Origin of the sequence: Pectobacterium actinidiae (assembly GCF_000803315.1) — a bacterium.
Classification (GTDB): Bacteria; Pseudomonadota; Gammaproteobacteria; order Enterobacterales; family Enterobacteriaceae; genus Pectobacterium; species Pectobacterium actinidiae.
Map to the genome: position 1 here is coordinate 539,446 of NZ_JRMH01000002.1, position 15,543 is coordinate 554,988.

At 52.1% G+C, this 15,543-nt stretch carries 16 protein-coding genes; 6 read left to right on the top strand and 10 right to left on the bottom strand.

What is annotated here, in order from left to right; all coding sequences use genetic code 11:
• Position 1: 1 nt before the first annotated feature.
• Both KKH3_RS19905 and KKH3_RS19910 read right to left on the bottom strand, forming a co-directional pair.
• Complete coding sequence (locus KKH3_RS19905) at positions 2-547, bottom strand: type II toxin-antitoxin system RelB/DinJ family antitoxin (RefSeq protein ID WP_226301596.1); 546 nt, start codon at positions 545-547, stop codon at positions 2-4.
• A 510-nt stretch (positions 548-1,057) separates the two neighbouring features.
• Positions 1,058-1,912 carry an SDR family oxidoreductase gene (locus KKH3_RS19910; RefSeq protein ID WP_039363677.1) on the bottom strand — a complete coding sequence of 285 codons (855 nt, stop codon included), beginning with the start codon at positions 1,910-1,912 and terminating at the stop codon, positions 1,058-1,060.
• An 86-nt stretch (positions 1,913-1,998) separates the two neighbouring features.
• Here KKH3_RS19910 and KKH3_RS19915 point away from each other — a divergent pair, with 86 nt between their 5' ends.
• The gene (locus tag KKH3_RS19915) at positions 1,999-2,409 is read left to right on the top strand and encodes a winged helix-turn-helix transcriptional regulator (RefSeq protein WP_039363679.1); all 411 of its coding nucleotides are present in this window, start codon (positions 1,999-2,001) and stop codon (positions 2,407-2,409) included.
• A gap of 34 nt (positions 2,410-2,443) precedes the next feature.
• On the opposite strand, the gene KKH3_RS19920 is transcribed toward KKH3_RS19915, so the two are convergent.
• Complete coding sequence (locus KKH3_RS19920) at positions 2,444-2,998, bottom strand: TetR/AcrR family transcriptional regulator (protein ID WP_039363682.1); 555 nt, start codon at positions 2,996-2,998, stop codon at positions 2,444-2,446.
• Positions 2,999-3,101: 103 nt separating this feature from the next.
• On the opposite strand from KKH3_RS19920, the gene KKH3_RS19925 reads away from it, so the two are divergent.
• Complete coding sequence (locus tag KKH3_RS19925; protein WP_039363685.1) at positions 3,102-4,604, top strand: MFS transporter; 1,503 nt, start codon at positions 3,102-3,104, stop codon at positions 4,602-4,604.
• An 86-nt stretch (positions 4,605-4,690) separates the two neighbouring features.
• Here the strand turns inward: KKH3_RS19925 and KKH3_RS19930 are convergent, their stop codons facing one another.
• From KKH3_RS19930 to KKH3_RS19940, 3 genes are read right to left on the bottom strand one after another with little or no spacing between them, the layout of a single operon-like run.
• Positions 4,691-5,350 (bottom strand): DUF799 domain-containing protein, encoded by a 660-nt coding sequence (locus KKH3_RS19930; RefSeq protein ID WP_039363689.1) that lies wholly within the window; start codon positions 5,348-5,350, stop codon positions 4,691-4,693.
• The gene (locus KKH3_RS19935) at positions 5,347-5,706 is read right to left on the bottom strand and encodes a DUF4810 domain-containing protein (protein ID WP_039363692.1); all 360 of its coding nucleotides are present in this window, start codon (positions 5,704-5,706) and stop codon (positions 5,347-5,349) included. The genes KKH3_RS19930 and KKH3_RS19935 overlap by 4 nt, the downstream gene beginning before the upstream one ends.
• 18 nt (positions 5,707-5,724) lie before the next feature.
• Positions 5,725-6,396: a CsgG/HfaB family protein gene (locus KKH3_RS19940; RefSeq protein ID WP_039363695.1), complete on the bottom strand. Its 672-nt coding sequence runs from the start codon at positions 6,394-6,396 to the stop codon at positions 5,725-5,727.
• Between the two features lie 416 nt (positions 6,397-6,812).
• Between KKH3_RS19940 and aegA the strand changes: the two genes are divergently transcribed.
• From aegA to KKH3_RS19955, 3 genes are all read left to right on the top strand, one after another.
• A complete protein-coding gene (aegA, locus tag KKH3_RS19945) occupies positions 6,813-8,837 on the top strand; it encodes a formate-dependent uric acid utilization protein AegA (protein ID WP_039363698.1) in 2,025 nt (674 codons plus the stop codon).
• A complete protein-coding gene (locus KKH3_RS19950; RefSeq protein ID WP_039363701.1) occupies positions 8,834-9,355 on the top strand; it encodes a 4Fe-4S dicluster domain-containing protein in 522 nt (173 codons plus the stop codon). Before aegA ends, KKH3_RS19950 begins: the two co-directional genes overlap by 4 nt.
• Positions 9,356-9,546: 191 nt before the next feature.
• The gene (locus tag KKH3_RS19955; RefSeq protein WP_039363705.1) at positions 9,547-10,290 is read left to right on the top strand and encodes a 4'-phosphopantetheinyl transferase family protein; all 744 of its coding nucleotides are present in this window, start codon (positions 9,547-9,549) and stop codon (positions 10,288-10,290) included.
• Between the two features lie 55 nt (positions 10,291-10,345).
• On the opposite strand, the gene KKH3_RS19960 is transcribed toward KKH3_RS19955, so the two are convergent.
• On the bottom strand, positions 10,346-11,683 hold the full coding sequence (locus tag KKH3_RS19960) for an NCS2 family permease (protein WP_010681427.1): 1,338 nt from the start codon (positions 11,681-11,683) through the stop codon (positions 10,346-10,348).
• Positions 11,684-12,246: 563 nt separating this feature from the next.
• Between KKH3_RS19960 and yieH the strand changes: the two genes are divergently transcribed.
• Positions 12,247-12,912, top strand: a complete 666-nt coding sequence (gene yieH / locus KKH3_RS19965) for a 6-phosphogluconate phosphatase (RefSeq protein WP_039363708.1) — start codon at positions 12,247-12,249, stop codon at positions 12,910-12,912.
• A gap of 133 nt (positions 12,913-13,045) precedes the next feature.
• On the opposite strand, the gene KKH3_RS19970 is transcribed toward yieH, so the two are convergent.
• The 3 genes from KKH3_RS19970 to KKH3_RS19980 all read right to left on the bottom strand — a co-directional run bounded on the left by KKH3_RS19970 (position 13,046) and on the right by KKH3_RS19980 (position 15,450).
• Positions 13,046-13,774: an amino acid ABC transporter permease gene (locus tag KKH3_RS19970; RefSeq protein ID WP_039363712.1), complete on the bottom strand. Its 729-nt coding sequence runs from the start codon at positions 13,772-13,774 to the stop codon at positions 13,046-13,048.
• Position 13,775: 1 nt separating this feature from the next.
• Positions 13,776-14,519, bottom strand: a complete 744-nt coding sequence (locus KKH3_RS19975) for an amino acid ABC transporter permease (protein ID WP_039363714.1) — start codon at positions 14,517-14,519, stop codon at positions 13,776-13,778.
• A gap of 94 nt (positions 14,520-14,613) precedes the next feature.
• Positions 14,614-15,450, bottom strand: a complete 837-nt coding sequence (locus KKH3_RS19980; protein ID WP_039363717.1) for an ABC transporter substrate-binding protein — start codon at positions 15,448-15,450, stop codon at positions 14,614-14,616.
• Positions 15,451-15,543: the final 93 nt, after the last annotated feature.

The window sequence follows — 15,543 nt, forward strand, 5'->3', positions numbered from 1 at the left end:
GCTAGATGTCACGGCTAAAAATGGCTTGCCAACGGCAAAATGCGCTACGGTGTCTGTCGGTCCATTGGGTGCAAATAACGTAGGTTTTTTGGTCTCGCTGGGCCACTCGGGTGGTGGAATAGCGGTTTCGTTCTTTGGCATCTTTGGCCGCACTACGAATGTCTTCTGGCCGTGGTGATTTAGCGAGTTTGAGCACGGGGAATGACAACCCAAAGGTGTTGCGACAATAGGTTAGCTGCGTGAGGTTTTCTATTTCACTTAGTGGCAGAGCATGTTCAACCAAGTATTGGATCGCTTCAGTGATCTCGGTGTTGCTGATATTGTGTTGCGTTTGTGCAGCTTCCCGTGCCTGTGCTTCATTTTCAAGGGCAACAGAAAATGGAAAGCCTTTGGCCTGAACGGACTTTGCTAAAAATACGTTGATGGCCTGCTCAATCGGTAAGCCCAATTCAGCGAAGATGCTCGTAGCTTTTTCAAGTAGTTGAGAGTCTATCTTGGTTGCTTGCATATGATTTACAAAACCTACAAATTGTAATTTTTGTATCATATAGGGTTTGCTTTTTAACGGCTAGCACGAAAATATATAACTTAAAAATACAATCATTTAAATTAAATCAGAGAGAAAGAAGACTTAATCGATTATCTCTATCCATAAGTGGTCAATCATCCTGACCAAGCCTACCGCAAAACAAAAGTGCTTCAGTATAACCCCGCTTACGGGGATCGATGTGACGTATGATGCCTGCCATTACCGCCGCAGCTTTTTCTCTGTAAATCTGGCAAGCATCCTTATTTAATGCGGTATTAAGACCTTAGTAATTTACTTGCGATGGTTGCCCGGTTTCGGGATTACGATTCCTGACGGTATAAAATGGGAGTTTCCGTGCGACGAAACGCCCATTTTCAGTTATTGCGCCATTTCTGTTATTGCACCAATGCAGAGGCCATCTAGATTTTAGCCTCTACCGACATCCTCACGGTTCCATCCGCCGCACAAAAAGCAATCGGCCCAGAATGATCTCCGGACCGATTGTTAACACGTTACATTTTATTCTTGTTACTTTTTCAGCGTCGCTTTCACGACGACTGACAACGGCGTGGTTGGGCGACCAATCAGGCGGCTCAGTTGCTTGCCATCATCAAACAGACCGCCTTTGGATGCGCCAGTGTCTGAATCCGCAATAATCTGCGCAAAGACATCGGGTAGCCCGGCAGAAACCAGCGCGGCGGTGAACTCCGCTTCAGACAGGTTTTGATAGCCGATATTTTTACCAGACTGCTTACTAATCTCTGCCGCCAGTTCTGTCAGCGTATAAGGCTCATCACCAGCCAGTTCGTAAACCTTGCCAGCCTGTCCTTCCTGCGTCAGCACCGCAACCGCAGCGGCAGCGAAATCTTCGCGCGTTGCTGAGGTAATTTTCCCCTCGCCTGCGCTACCGATAAATACACCGTGTTCCAGCGCCGCAGGGATGCTAGCCGCGTAGTTTTCGGTATACCAACCGTTGCGCAGCAGGACATGCGGTAAGCCAGAGGCTTTCAGAAGCGCTTCTGTCTCCTGATGCTCTGCCGCCAGCGCCAGAGGCGATTTATCCGCGTGTAACAGGCTGGTGTACGCGACCAGCTTAACTCCGGCTTTCACCGCCGCCTCTATGACATTGCGGTGTTGCGCGGCACGCTGACCGACCTCGCTAGAAGAGATCAGCAGTACTTTATCCACACCTTGCAGAGCAGAAGCCAGCGCCTCAGGTTGATTGTAATCCGCCGCTTTCACCTGCACGCCAAGCGCCGACAGATCGGTAACTTTATTCACATCACGCACCAGCGCCACGATATTGTTCGCCGGAACCTTCTCTAACAGTTGTTTGATAACCAAACGGCCCAGTTGGCCAGATGCACCAGTAATCGCAATCATCTCAAGCTCCTTTTATTAATGGGTAGTGGCTGGCATAATATCGGCAAAGCTAATTTTAAGTAAGTACATACATAAAGGTAAGTATAGTGAGTCAATCCAAAACACCCGCAAATTTATTACCACCTATTCTGCCAACTGGTGATGTATTTGCTGAGAAATGCCCTTCTCGCCAGATACTTAACCACGTTACCAGTCGCTGGGGGGTGCTGATTTTGATCGCATTACTTGATGATACGCATCGCTTCAGCCAGTTGCGTCGACGGATTGGTGGCGTGAGCGAGCGCATGCTGGCGCAAACCCTGCAATGGCTGGAAAGTGACGGTTTTGTCCTGCGAACAGCCTATCCGGTTGTTCCACCACATGTTGAATACAGCCTGACGCCATTAGGCAAAGAGGTTGGTGAGCGGGTAAAAGAGCTGGCGATATGGGTCGAAGGGAATCTGGACGACATTCTGGCAGCGCAGCAGTCCAGCGCTCAATCATCCATCAAACCATAATCAACTAATGTGCTTCATGGACAGACGGGCTTACTCAGGAAGAAACCGTGCGCTCAGGTAGCAGGCGGGAAATATCAGAGAAAATGGCTTTCCAGGTCTCGTCATCGACCGCCATAAAGCCAAAATAGCGCAGCAGGAATGCCCCTTCGGATGCCAGAAACGCTAGCCGAGCATCTCGCCCTTCTTGGGAATTCAGATCAAGACCGGCCAACTGACTGTCATACCACGCCTGTGATCTAGCAAGGTGCTCAGGCATATTCAACAGCGAGGCCATCATGCCCGCAGCTCGATCGCCTTCTGCCACATCAGTCCGATAAGTGATGTCGACATGCGCACGCACTCTGGCTTCCCGACTATCATCCTTACCGATGCACACGGCGGCCATCTCATCAAACTCATCTTCCCAACGCTGATACATCGCGTGAATCAGCTCGTCTTTCGTACCGAAGCTCGACTGAATACCGCCTTTTGTCACGCCCGCAGCTTTAGCGACGGCATCGATCGTCAGCGCAGCCGTTCCCTGCGTACGGACAATCTGCTCCGCCGCATCCAATACGCATGCACGATTAACGCTCTTATGACGCCCCATATTTCCTCCAATTTAAAATACGTTTGTATTTAAAAATCAATTCTATATCATCAGAACGCTATCCAACAGATGAAAAATAGAAGCTCAAGGTAGAGATCTTGCTATGCAATCACCAAAGAAGTGGCTGATCCTGGCCATTGTTTCCAGCGCCCTGTTCCTGATTGTGATCGACATGACGGTGCTGTACACCGCACTCCCAACACTGACTCACGACCTGCACGCCTCGGCATCAGACAAGCTGTGGATCGTTAATATCTACGCGTTGGTTGCTTCCGGTTTGCTGCTCGGGATGGGCACGCTAGGTGATAAATTGGGCCATAAACCTCTATTTATTTCCGGGCTACTGGTCTTTGGTGCGGCGTCATTGTTTGCTGCTTATTCGCCCACACCCAATATGCTTATCGCCGCTCGCGCGTTGCTGGCGGTCGGTGCGGCTATGATGATGCCCGCCACACTGTCGATTATTCGTCTGACATTTACTGATGAACGGGAACGCTCACTGGCGATCGGTATCTGGGCTGCGGTGGCATCCGGCGGTGCAGCGTTTGGCCCTGTGATGGGCGGGATACTGCTTGAGTACTTCTGGTGGGGATCGGTTTTCCTCATTAACGTACCAGTCGTTTTGCTCGCGCTCATCATGGGAATCACCGTGATTCCACACCGGCCGGGCAACGCTTCTCACCGCTGGGACCTCATCGGTTCTCTATTAATTATGGTGGGTTTGATTGGTGTAACCTATGCGATAAAAGAGCTGGGCAAGCGGGTTCCGTCTTATGAAGATGCACTAATCGCTCTGCTTGTCGGCGTAGCGTTCATAACTCTGTTCGTTCGGCGTCAGCGTAACAGCAAGCATCCCCTGGTCGATTTCTCTCTCTTCCGCCTGCGGCCTTTCAGTGCGGCCGTTGCCGCCGCTATCGTAGCCGCCGCCGCCTTGATCGGAATGGAGCTGGCTTTCACTCAGCGATTGCAGTTAGTCGTCGGGCTGTCTCCGCTACAAGCCGGCTTGTTCATTTTACCGCTATCGCTAGCGTCCTTTATCTCAGGCCCATTAACCGGAAAGATACTGCCGCGCGTGAATAGCGGAACAATGCTAGCCGCTGGCCTGTTGGTTTCGGGGCTCGGAATGGGAAGCTATCTGCTGCTGCACAATGCCCCCATCATCATACAAGTCATCAGCCTGATGGTGATTGGCGCAGGCGTGGGCTCCACCATGACGGCCGCATCCAGCACTATTATGCAGGTTGCTCCAGCGTCAAAAGCGGGTATGGCTGCGTCAATCGAAGAAGTGTCTTATGAATTAGGGGGCGCGACGGGCGTAACGCTGATGGGCAGTTTGCTGTCTTTCGCTTATTCTGCAACGTTTATGCTGCCCGCCGGGTTTGCCGCACCGGACACCGCGTATGACAGCCTGGATGAAGCGTTAATTTTTGCCGAATCCTTACCGGAAAACATGCAGCGCATTCTTATCACACAAGCCCATTCCGCCTTTGATTCTGGGTTTTCCATTGTGCTGGCGGCCGCAACGCTAATCCTGATGTTGACCTCGGCCTTCGTCTGGACAACGCGCCATAATAAACAACACCGCGATCAGGCCACTGATGCATAGCGCCGCAAGCTCATCGGTTAAAACGATAAAAAACGCCGTTCAATAACGAACGGCGTTGATGATTTAGCGACCTACTACAGCGCAACTCAGTAGGTTTCTTTACCGTATTGCAGCGAACGAGGCCCGTACAGCATACCGCGTGGATGACCCGCCGCCAGCAGGCGCGCGCTAGTCACACCAGCAATATCGTGGCCTTTGTCAGAGATCGTGTCCGCAATCTGGCTCACCGCAGCCTGCACCAAAGCACCGATGATGCCGCCGTTAGAATTTGATTGCTGCTCGTTGCTGGACGCTGTTGCACTTCCGCTCCACAGCAGTTTTCCGGTACGCAGATCAACCAGACGTGCATCCGCAGAAACGCGGGTTTCGCTGCTAATCACGATGTATGACGTGCCGTATTCTTTTACGTCCAAATACAGTGCGGCATCAGCACCAAAGATTTGGTGCAGCTTCGCTGTACTCAGCGCATGAATATCCGCTGCGGTCGACAGACCATTCTGTTTGAACGTTTCGTCCACTACAGCGACAGGCAAGACGTAATAACCCGATTCCGCCAGCGGATACGTGACCTGAGAAAGCAGGCTATAGCTCGCTTTCACATCTGGAGAATGGTTAACCGGTGGCAATACCAAAATGGACTTAGGCTTGCTCTGCTTAAATGCCGTGTAATCATAAGGAACGGGTTTAGCACAACCAGTCAGCACCAGCGCAAAAACCAGACCACATAATCCTAAGAAACGATTCATTTAATGCTCCCTTTATTTTTACTCAACAGGAAGTCCATGAAAGGTGCTGATTCCGGGAATTTCGCTTTTTCAGTTTCAAACTGTTGGCGAGCTTCACTATCACGGCCAGTGTTGGCGTACAGCAACCCAAGTTGAGCATAGAGTCCCGGCGGGACAGGTTTGTTTGCAGCTTTCGCTTTCTCTATCGATTCATTCAGAGCAAGAATCTGCTGCTCTGGACCGACTTTATCTTGTTGATAGTAATCGTAAAGAGCCGGCTGATACTTGTCCCAGCTGTAAATCGTTTTTGGCTGGGACGCACAGCCAGCCAACACTGCCGCTGCGAGAAGCAGGACAATTTTCTTATGAGATAACATAGTTATATTCCTATTCCCTTAGTTAGCTGGGCGCCAGGCACCGCTTTCAATTCCCGCAACCAGATTATTGACGGCCTCACGAATAGCCAAATCCAGCACTTTACCGTTCAGCGTAGAGTCATAGCTGGCCGTACCGCCGAAACCGATAATTTCACGGTTGGACAACGTGTACTCGCCCGCACCCTGTACGGAATACACCACTTCAGACGTTTGCACGTTAACCACATTCAACGTGGTTTTTGCGTAAGCAACCTGTGTTTTGCCGCGACCCAGGATGCCCCACAGCTGATGGTCACCCACTTCTTTGCGGCCAAACTCGGTCACATCGCCGGTAACAACATAGCTAGCGCCTTTCAGCGTCTGCGTTTGTCCTTTGATACCCGCTTCTGCTTTCAGCTCTTCCATGTTGGTGCGATCCAACACGTTAAAGCGCCCACTCTGCTGAAGATGGCTAACAAGAATGGTCTTGGATTGATTACCTAAGCGGTCAACGCCATCAGAAAAAATACCGTTCATATAGTTAGAGCGGTTTTCAAATTTTCCGACGGAAATCGGGCTGCGAACACCCTGATAAGGCGTACTGTAAGAAGTGACTTTCTGAGCTTCTACGGTACGAGAAGACTCTGTGGCACATCCGCTCAATAACGCAGCAGACATGAAGACAGAACAAAGAACGACTTTTTTATTCATAACACTATCCCTTAGTGACAATCCATTAACCCGGAGCAAAGCCCTGTTATTGATTCATAATGAAAATGCCATAAACACGTTATTTAGCAGCAACACTGTTTTGCTGCATGTAAATAGCGATCGACATTATGAGGCGCGTAAGGAAAAGTAACGAGTTATTTCATCAAAAATAACGAAAACCAGAGTTTTTACGCGAGATAAACCACTGTAAACCAGACAAAAAACAAGGTTATAGACAACCAGACCATTACTTTCGTATAACATTACAACCCACTGAAACGATTAAATAATTTCATTAGCAACCTACAAGATATTTAACATTAACCGACTTTTTACCTGCTCTATATCAAGGTCAGAGTGTTATCCAGCTATTAGGATAAAGGCCACGATCGAGGGATCCAGAGTGGGAAAAGGTCATGAACCGATTTGTTATTGCCAGTACTCAAGATTGTATGGGGTGCCATGCATGTGAAATCGCCTGTGTCATTTCACACAATGACGAGCGCTATCCAGATAGTGCAACGGTGTTTCAGCCCAGAATCAAGGCATTCAATACGCCAACGCTGCGGGCTGCCGTAACCTGCCGTCACTGTGAAGATGCCCCCTGCGCCAGCGTGTGCCCAACGCAGGCCTTGATCAGAAAAGAGAATAGTATTCAGCTCGTTCAGGAAAAGTGCATCGGCTGCAAAAGCTGTGTACTGGCTTGCCCGTTCGGCGCGATGTCCATGGTGACAAGCCCTGTAGACAACAGCACTATCGCCCATAAATGCGATCTCTGCGCCGACCGTCCAGAAGGGCAAGCGTGCGTAGAAGCCTGTCCGACTCAAGCCTTGCAGCTCGTTAGCGAGCAAACGTTAGCAGCTCGCCGTCAGGAGAAACAGCAGGAAATGGCGCTGCGTTCATCCGCCCACTGGCAACGTGAACCCCCCGTACTGAAAGCGCTGTCGACCAATCCGCTCAGCAAAAGAAAAAACTGGCCGCGCCGAGATGCTGAGAAAAAACCGTTGACCCAGAGAACCGCCACGTTTGATGAAATCTATCATGGCTTCTCTGCGCAGCAGACGGAAGATCAGGCCGACCGCTGTCTCTCTTGCGGCAAACGCGCGATCTGCGAGTGGACCTGCCCGCTGCATAACAATATTCCCGAACTCCTGAGTCTGGCGAAACAAGGGCGGATTATTGAAGCCGTCGAGCTGTCGCACCAAACCAGCAGTCTGCCGGAAATCTGTGGTCGAGTGTGCCCGCAGGATCGGTTATGCGAAGGAGCCTGTACGCTGGGCAAGGAATACGGTGCCATTACCATCGGTAACGTTGAGCGCTACATTACCGACACCGCGATGGCGATGGGCTGGTCGCCCGATATGACGCGCGTCGTTCCCAGCGGAAAACGCGCGGCAATCGTCGGGGCGGGCCCAGCAGGATTAGCCTGTGCCGATGTGCTGGCTCGCAACGGTGTGCAGGCCGTGGTGTTCGACCGTCACCCGGAAATTGGTGGGCTGCTCACGTTCGGGATTCCGTCGTTCAAGCTGGATAAAGACGTCCTAATCCATCGTCGCGACGTGTTCAGCGCCATGGGAATCGAATTCCGGCTGAATACCGAAGTGGGGAAAGATGTTTCTCTGGCCCAACTGCTGGACGACTATGACACCGTTTTCCTCGGTGTGGGCACCTACCGCTCCATGAAGGCCAACATTGATAATGAAGAGGCTCCCGGCGTCTTCGATGCACTTCCGTTCCTGATCGCCAATACCAAACACGTCATGGGGTTACCCGAATTAGACGATGAGCCATATATCTCAATGGCAGGCAAACGCGTCGTGGTGCTCGGCGGTGGGGATACCGCAATGGACTGCCTGCGTACGTCCGTTCGGCAGGGTGCGGTCTCTGTCACCTGCGCCTATCGTCGTGATGAAGCCAACATGCCAGGCTCGAAAAAAGAGGTGAAAAACTCCCGCGAAGAAGGCGTAGAGTTCATGTTTAACGTTCAGCCACAGAAAATCTGCCTGAATGCGCAGGGCGAAGTATGCGGTATTAGCCTGGTTCGCACTGAACTGGGCGAACCAGACGCCAGTGGCCGTCGTCGCCCACGCCCTATTCCTGGTTCAGAATTCGTGCAGCCCGCGGAAGCCGTGATAACCGCCTTTGGTTTTCAGTCACACAACATGCCGTGGCTGGAAGACGCCGACGTTGCTCTGGATAACTGGGGGTACATCACCGCCCCGCTTGAGAACCAGATACCTTGCCAGACGAATCATCCGCGTATTTTTGCTGGTGGCGATGCCGTACGCGGTGCCGATCTGGTCGTGACCGCGATTGCCGACGGGCGCAAAGCCGCATTGGGAATGATTGCGACGATGGGGCTGACCGCCGTCACGGGTGCCATTCCCGCACACCCGCAGCGCCCCGAAATGCACGCAACCCGCGAGGAGCTCCGCTCATGAATCAGTTTGTTATCGCTGAAGCAGAAAAATGTATCGGCTGTAGGACCTGTGAGATCGCCTGCGCCGTAGCCCATAGCGGTGGCCAAAGTGCACAACTGCGGCCTTCTCACTTCTTTCCCCGCCTGAAGGTCGTCAAAAGCGCTAGCGTCAGCGTCCCCGTTCTGTGCCGCCAATGTGAGAATGCGCCCTGTTCCAGCGTGTGCCCGAATGATGCGCTGGTGCGCGATCGGGACAGCATTCAGGTTATTCAGTCTCGCTGCATCGGCTGCAAAAGCTGCGTCGTCGCCTGTCCCTTCGGGGCTATCAATGTGGTGACGAAAGCATCGAATGACGAGGGAGAAGTCCACGTCACGCAAAGCGAAGTTCACAAATGCGATTTGTGCGTGGATGTCGCACAGAGCCCTTCTTGCGTCAGCGTGTGCCCGACATCGGCACTGCGATTAGTGACAGCAGATGAGTTGCGCAAGCAGACGTTGGAAAAACAGCGGCGTTCCGCTCTGGGGTGGCAGAGCCATTAAAACAGAGACTGAAAGATGGCGGACAGGGAAGGATCGCCACAAAATACACGACGCAGGAAATTCGTTGTGCCTAATTGATAATTATCGCCGATTTATCCATCGATTTTTCTTTAGATCACATATTAGTCTGATAATATGCATTGGTAATGCCTGATAGGTTCCCATCTTTTATCACGATCACGGAGTGAACAATGACCTGCCATTTTGTCAGGTGGACAAGCACGGAAGCGCTTCCTGACTTACAAAGACTGCCCGATAGGCTCATCTCATCAACACAGGGTTTTTCAGCCAAACGCCGCGAGCGCTATCTGAAAAGTCGAGCGTTGCTAGCTGAGATGATGTTCTATTTTTTCGGCTATCCGCTGTTGCCCACGCTACTGGTGTCCCCTGAAGGGCGCCCTTACTTTGCCGATCCCAATATGCCCGACTTCAGCATCGGCTATGCAGGCAATACTATCGCCATCCTCCTGAGCGAAGAAGGCAGCGTCGGTATGGATATCGAAATCGTTCATGTCAGGCCAACGAATCAGGTTGTCCCACAGATGCAGGCGCAGACACAGGCCGAACAGGCGTGGATCGACGCGCAACGCGATCCGCTGGAAGCAGCAACACAGCTATGCACCATCCGCCAGTCATTGATGAAGATCCCTGGCATGAACAGTCACCCTCCCAATAACCTGAAACTCCACCCCGCCTCTGGCAGGCTGCGTTCAACCTGCACCCCCGCCGTAGAAGTGATGAGTGATGTTGATGATTATCTTGCCTGGGCCTGCGCCCATATCCCCACACTTAACCGATTGATCATGTGGAAATACACATCAGCATCAGGCATGAGAAAGTCGGGGGAAATATTACAACAGCAGCGCCAGTCTTTACGCTATATGAAATTAACCAGCCATACGATAGAAAAAGCCACCACTACCGCCTCACAGTAGCCAGCCGCCTTGTCACAGGCTGAGGCTCCGGGAAAACCCCGGAGCCACGGATACATTAATGCCCGTCGATAAACACAATTTTCAGCAGGAACAGCAGCGCAACCACGACCACACAAGGGCTGATTTCACGCCAGCGCCCCGTCGCCAGCTTCATCACACAGTAAGAAATGAAGCCCAGCGCGATCCCTTCAGTAATCGAGAAGCTGAACGGCATCATCACCGCGGTAATAAAGGCAGGTACGGCTTCCGTCAGATCATCCCACTTCACGCGCGCCAGGCTGGATGTCATCAATACGCCGACGTAAATCAGTGCGCCCGCGGCCGCATAGGCAGGCACCATCCCCGCCAGCGGCGACAGGAAGATCACCAACAGGAACAACAGACCCACGATGACGGCGGTCAGGCCGGTACGTCCACCTACGGATACGCCAGAGGAGCTTTCAATATACGCAGTAACGGAGGATGTCCCGATAAATGAACCGGCCACAGAGCTAACGCTATCAACATACAGCGCCTGCTTCATACGCGGGAACTTACCGCGAGCATCCACCAGACCGGCTTTATCCGTCACGCCAATCAGCGTACCGGAGGAGTCAAACAGGTTAACCAGCATGAAGGAGAAAATAATGCCGGACATCCCGAGGTTCAACGCCCCAGCCAGATCAACCTGACCCACCACCGACATGACGCTCGGCGGCATCGAGAACACGCCAGAATACGTCACATCGCCCAGCAACAGGCCAATTGAGGTGGTCACCACGATGGAGATCAGTACCGCGGCGTGGATATTACGTGAAGCCAGCGCCACAATAATGAAAAAGCCCAGAGCCCCCAGCAGCACGCTGTGTGACGTCAGGTTACCAATCGTCACTAGCGTTTCAGGGTTAGGAACGATAATACCGGCGTTTTTCAGCCCCATCATGGCAATGAACAGGCCGATACCGCTAGCGATACCCAAACGCAGGCTGAGCGGGATATTGGCGATCATCCAATAACGAATCTGGAAGATGGTCAGCAACAGGAAACCGATTGCGCCCCAGAAAATAGCCCCCATCGCAACCTGCCATGGCAGCCCCATCGCGCCGACGACGACAAAAGCGAAAAACGCATTCAGCCCCATTGCCGGAGCCAGCGCCACAGGCAGGTTAGCCAGCAGCCCCATTAAAATACTGCCGAATGCGGCAATCAGGCAGGTGGTCACAAAGACCGCTTTGGTATCCATCCCCGCCACACCCAGAATCTGCGGGTTAACAAAAACGATGTAGACCATCGTCAAAAACGTCGTGAAACCGGCAATCGTTTCCGTACGTGCTGTCGTGCCGTGTTGTTTAAGTTTAAACACGCGCTCCAGCAAGCCCTGCTCGGTAGCAAGACCGGGTTGTGATTTATTCATGAGTAACAATCCAAAGAAGGGAATAACTGTCGTCGGGTATCCTATAACAAAACTCTGAGTTTTTACGTTGATCCCACGTTTTTTTTCATCGAATAAGAAGAACCTATTAACGACATCGTTTTCTCTCGGTTAAATCCCCCTGATTTTACGCAAGATAGCGCTAAAAATGATTTATATACTCTAAATAATTCGAGTTTCAGGACAAAACGTTAACGTTTTGAACAACGCGAAGCGTTAGCCCTTTAGGGCGATGCTCAGAAATGAGCATCGTAACGCGGCAAGAGAAAGAATCCCGATGAGCTTACTTAGGTAAGTGATTCGGGTGAATGAACGCAGCCAACGCACATGCAACTTGAAGTATGACGAGTATAGGTCGCAATATCGGGCCAATTGGTTAAAGTAGGGTTATCCGCTTAATGCTGCTCACTTAAGCCCATTATTAGGAGAAACACGGGGATGAGGGTCCCGCAGGGAAGCCTCGCACCGTGGTCGCTCCGTGTATCTCGGTTCTTAAACAGCCAGCATTAGTGTATCTGCTTTTATTTCATCGATAAGGATTGGTCATGCCCCGTATTGAATGCGTCTTCTTCGACTGTGATGGCACGCTGGTTGATAGCGAAGTGCTGTGTTGCCAGGCTTATGTGAATATCTTCATCCCGTATGGGGTGAACTTATCGCTGGAGGAGGTGATAAAAACCTACAAGGGCGTGAAGCTGTACGAGATTATTGCCCGCATCAGCCAGCAGCATGGCTTAACCGTGTCGGTAGAAGATGCGGAGCGTCATTTCCGGCAAGAGGTGAAACGTCTGTTCGATGAATCCCTGCAACCTATCGAGGGCGCACGTGAGTTAGTGCAGTCTATTACTGTCCCGATGGCCGTGGTGTCCAACGGTCCGGTCAGCAAGATGCACCATTCGCTCGGCCTGACGCAGATGCTCGATCTGTTTGGCGACCATCTCTACAGCGGCTACGATCTAAAAAAATGGAAACCCGACCCCGCGGTGCTGTATCACGCTGCCGAGCAGTTACAGCTTCCCATCGAACACTGCATTCTGGTTGAAGATTCCGCCGCTGGCGTACAGGCCGGTATTGCGGCAGGTATTCCTGTGTTCTATTACTGTGCCGATCCCCATAACCAGCCGATCCATCACCCGCTGGTCACGATGTTCGACGATATGCGCGAACTGCCGCAAATCTGGCGCGAAAAAGGCTGGAATATCACTGCGTAGTAGCAGACTTTCAGACTTAATGCCGATCGTTTTAGCATCGAGATACACAGGGCGACCACAGGGGTGAGGCCTCCCTACGGGAACCTCCCCCTGTGTTTCCCCTAATAATGGGCTTAAGTGACCCGTATTTGTCTCAGGCTGGCTTATTCCACCACCACAGCAAACGGCGTTTCGGCTGTTTTTCCTGCTGGCTAAAACGAGCATTAACCCCGTTCGCCAGCAGCTCCAGCGACAGACAAAACACAAAGTAGACCAGCGCGACAAACAGGAAAACTTCCATCGGATAGACCATGCTGCGGTTATTGACCTGCGTAGCAAGAAACGTCAGCTCGCCGACGCCAACAATGTAGGCCAGTGAGGTATCTTTAATCAGGGAAATCCATTGGTTAATGAAGGAAGGCACCATCATCCGCAATGCCTGCGGCAGCACTATCTGCCATAACACCTGCCAGCGGCTTAATCCCAACGAGAGTCCAGCCTGCCACTGGCCGCGCCCGATGGCGACAATACCGGCCTTCACGCCATGCGCCAGATACGCCGAGGCGATCAGCGCCAGCGCACAAACCACGGTAGTAATTTCAGGGATATCGACGCCAAAAACGATCGGCAACAGAAAGTACGTCCAGAAAATCAGCATGATGACAGGAATCGCACGGAAGAACCCTAGCACCATCGCCAACAGTGCGCTCCACACGCCTCGGGACATCGCCAGCGCCACGCCTAAAATCGTACCCAATATGGCAGATGCGACACCTGCCAGCAGGCTCATCACCAGCGTCAGCGCCGCGCCACCCAGCGGACCATCCGGGAACGTACCCCACATCAAATAGTCGATGTTATCGGTGATAACGGTAAAATCCATCTTAGTGCCTCTCCGCCAGACTACGCTGCTGACGCCACATGCCCCAACCTTCCATCACCGCAATAATCACGATGTACAACACCGTCGCTACGCCAAACGCCTGAAACGTGCGCAAGGTTTCCGTCTCCACCTGACGCGACGCGTAAGACAGTTCAGCGACGCCAATCGCCATCGTCAGCGACGAGTTCTTAACGATATTCATGTACTGCCCAAGTAATGGCGGCAGGGCGATTTTTAGCGCCTGCGGCAGCACCACATAGCGCATGGATTGCCAACCGGTTAACCCCAGAGCATGCGCGGCGTACTTCTGCCCACGCGCTACGCCGCGAATACCGGAGCGGATCTCCTCCGCAATAAACGCGCTGGAGTAGAGCGTCAACCCTGCCAATCCCGCCAAAAACTCAAAAGAAGGCCACGCTAACGTCGTCCCCAGCAGCGAAATAGCATGCGGGGTGTTCAGCCATTGCATCATCTCTGAGGGAAAAAGCTGCCCGGCACCGAAATACCAGAAAAACAGCTGCACCAGCAGCGGCGTATTACGAAATAATGAGCTGTAAGCGACAACGACGCCGCTCAGCACACGAATCGGGCTATCTCTGGCGGCGGCCAGCAGAAAACCCAGCACCGTAGACAGAACGATCGTACTCAGGGAAAGACCTAGCGTGATCAGGAAACCGTGCCACAGCCAGATGAGGTATTGAGGAGCCAACAGCCACGACTCAAGCGATTGCAGCGCCGTATCCATGCGTTTTATCTCTCTTTGTCATTATTACGAGATACAAATAGAAATGCCCTCTGCATGCAGAGGGCTGAAATCATCGCACTAAAAGCGTCAGCTATCAGGATTTAGGTTGTTGATCCAATGGGGCAAAGGTGAAATCGCCGCGCGGCTGGGATGATTTCGTGCTCGGCCCGAACCAGCGATCGTAGATGGTCTTCGCTTCACCCTGTTTTTCCAGGCTAATCAGCGTGTCGTTAATTTTCGCCGTCAGACGCTCTTCGCCCTTCGGAATCCCAACGCCCTGATACTCTTTGGTAATGCTGAACGGAGAGATTTCAAACTCAGCCTTCTGTGCATCAGGCACGTTAGCCAGCAGGCCGACCAGTTTGGCATCATCCTGCGTGATGGCCTGAACGTTGCCGTTACGCAGCGCAGCAAAGGCCAGCGGCGTGTCGTCGTAGGAAATCACTTTGGCTGTCGGGTAATGCTCGCGCAGGGTAATTTCCTGCACGGTGCCTTTATCCGCGCCGATGCGCAGCGTTTTGATGTCTTCCGGCGTTTTCAGCACACCTTTACGGGCGATGAATTTTTGTCCGGTAGCGAAATAAGGAATACTAAAGTTAACCTGCTTGGCGCGCTCATCGGTAATGGTGAAGTTCGCAGCGATCAGATCGACTTTCTGCGAACTTAACAACGGAATACGGTTAGCGGGGTTAGTCGCCCGCAGCTCAACCTTTACGCCCAGCGCCTTACCAATTGCCTCAGCGATATCCACGTCATAACCCACTAGCTTTTTGCTTTGCGGATCGACATAGCCAAACGGCGGATTACTGTCGAAGACGGCAATTTTCACCACACCCGCCTTCTGAATATCATCTAATTTATCTGCCTGTGCAGCACCAGAAACGGAAGCCAACCCGGCCAATAAAGTCACTGTCAAAATCTGCTTTTTCATTCCCTGCCCCTTAATTATTGGTGTATTAACAGCAGGCTATCAGCAGGGCGAAAACGCGGGAAATAACATAAATAGCTATAATATAACCTTATG

What these genes read in the sequence shown, in the direction of transcription:
- KKH3_RS19905 (WP_226301596.1), bottom strand. Translation starts at nt 547, where the DNA reads ATGATACAAAAATTACAATTTGTAGGTTTTGTAAATCATATGCAAGCA.
- KKH3_RS19910 (WP_039363677.1), bottom strand. Translation starts at nt 1,912, where the DNA reads ATGATTGCGATTACTGGTGCATCTGGCCAACTGGGCCGTTTGGTTATC.
- KKH3_RS19920 (WP_039363682.1), bottom strand. Translation starts at nt 2,998, where the DNA reads ATGGGGCGTCATAAGAGCGTTAATCGTGCATGCGTATTGGATGCGGCG.
- KKH3_RS19925 (WP_039363685.1), top strand. Translation starts at nt 3,102, where the DNA reads ATGCAATCACCAAAGAAGTGGCTGATCCTGGCCATTGTTTCCAGCGCC.
- KKH3_RS19930 (WP_039363689.1), bottom strand. Translation starts at nt 5,350, where the DNA reads ATGAATCGTTTCTTAGGATTATGTGGTCTGGTTTTTGCGCTGGTGCTG.
- KKH3_RS19935 (WP_039363692.1), bottom strand. Translation starts at nt 5,706, where the DNA reads ATGTTATCTCATAAGAAAATTGTCCTGCTTCTCGCAGCGGCAGTGTTG.
- KKH3_RS19940 (WP_039363695.1), bottom strand. Translation starts at nt 6,396, where the DNA reads ATGAATAAAAAAGTCGTTCTTTGTTCTGTCTTCATGTCTGCTGCGTTA.
- aegA (WP_039363698.1), top strand. Translation starts at nt 6,813, where the DNA reads ATGAACCGATTTGTTATTGCCAGTACTCAAGATTGTATGGGGTGCCAT.
- KKH3_RS19950 (WP_039363701.1), top strand. Translation starts at nt 8,834, where the DNA reads ATGAATCAGTTTGTTATCGCTGAAGCAGAAAAATGTATCGGCTGTAGG.
- KKH3_RS19955 (WP_039363705.1), top strand. Translation starts at nt 9,547, where the DNA reads ATGACCTGCCATTTTGTCAGGTGGACAAGCACGGAAGCGCTTCCTGAC.
- KKH3_RS19960 (WP_010681427.1), bottom strand. Translation starts at nt 11,683, where the DNA reads ATGAATAAATCACAACCCGGTCTTGCTACCGAGCAGGGCTTGCTGGAG.
- yieH (WP_039363708.1), top strand. Translation starts at nt 12,247, where the DNA reads ATGCCCCGTATTGAATGCGTCTTCTTCGACTGTGATGGCACGCTGGTT.
- KKH3_RS19970 (WP_039363712.1), bottom strand. Translation starts at nt 13,774, where the DNA reads ATGGATTTTACCGTTATCACCGATAACATCGACTATTTGATGTGGGGT.
- KKH3_RS19975 (WP_039363714.1), bottom strand. Translation starts at nt 14,519, where the DNA reads ATGGATACGGCGCTGCAATCGCTTGAGTCGTGGCTGTTGGCTCCTCAA.
- KKH3_RS19980 (WP_039363717.1), bottom strand. Translation starts at nt 15,450, where the DNA reads ATGAAAAAGCAGATTTTGACAGTGACTTTATTGGCCGGGTTGGCTTCC.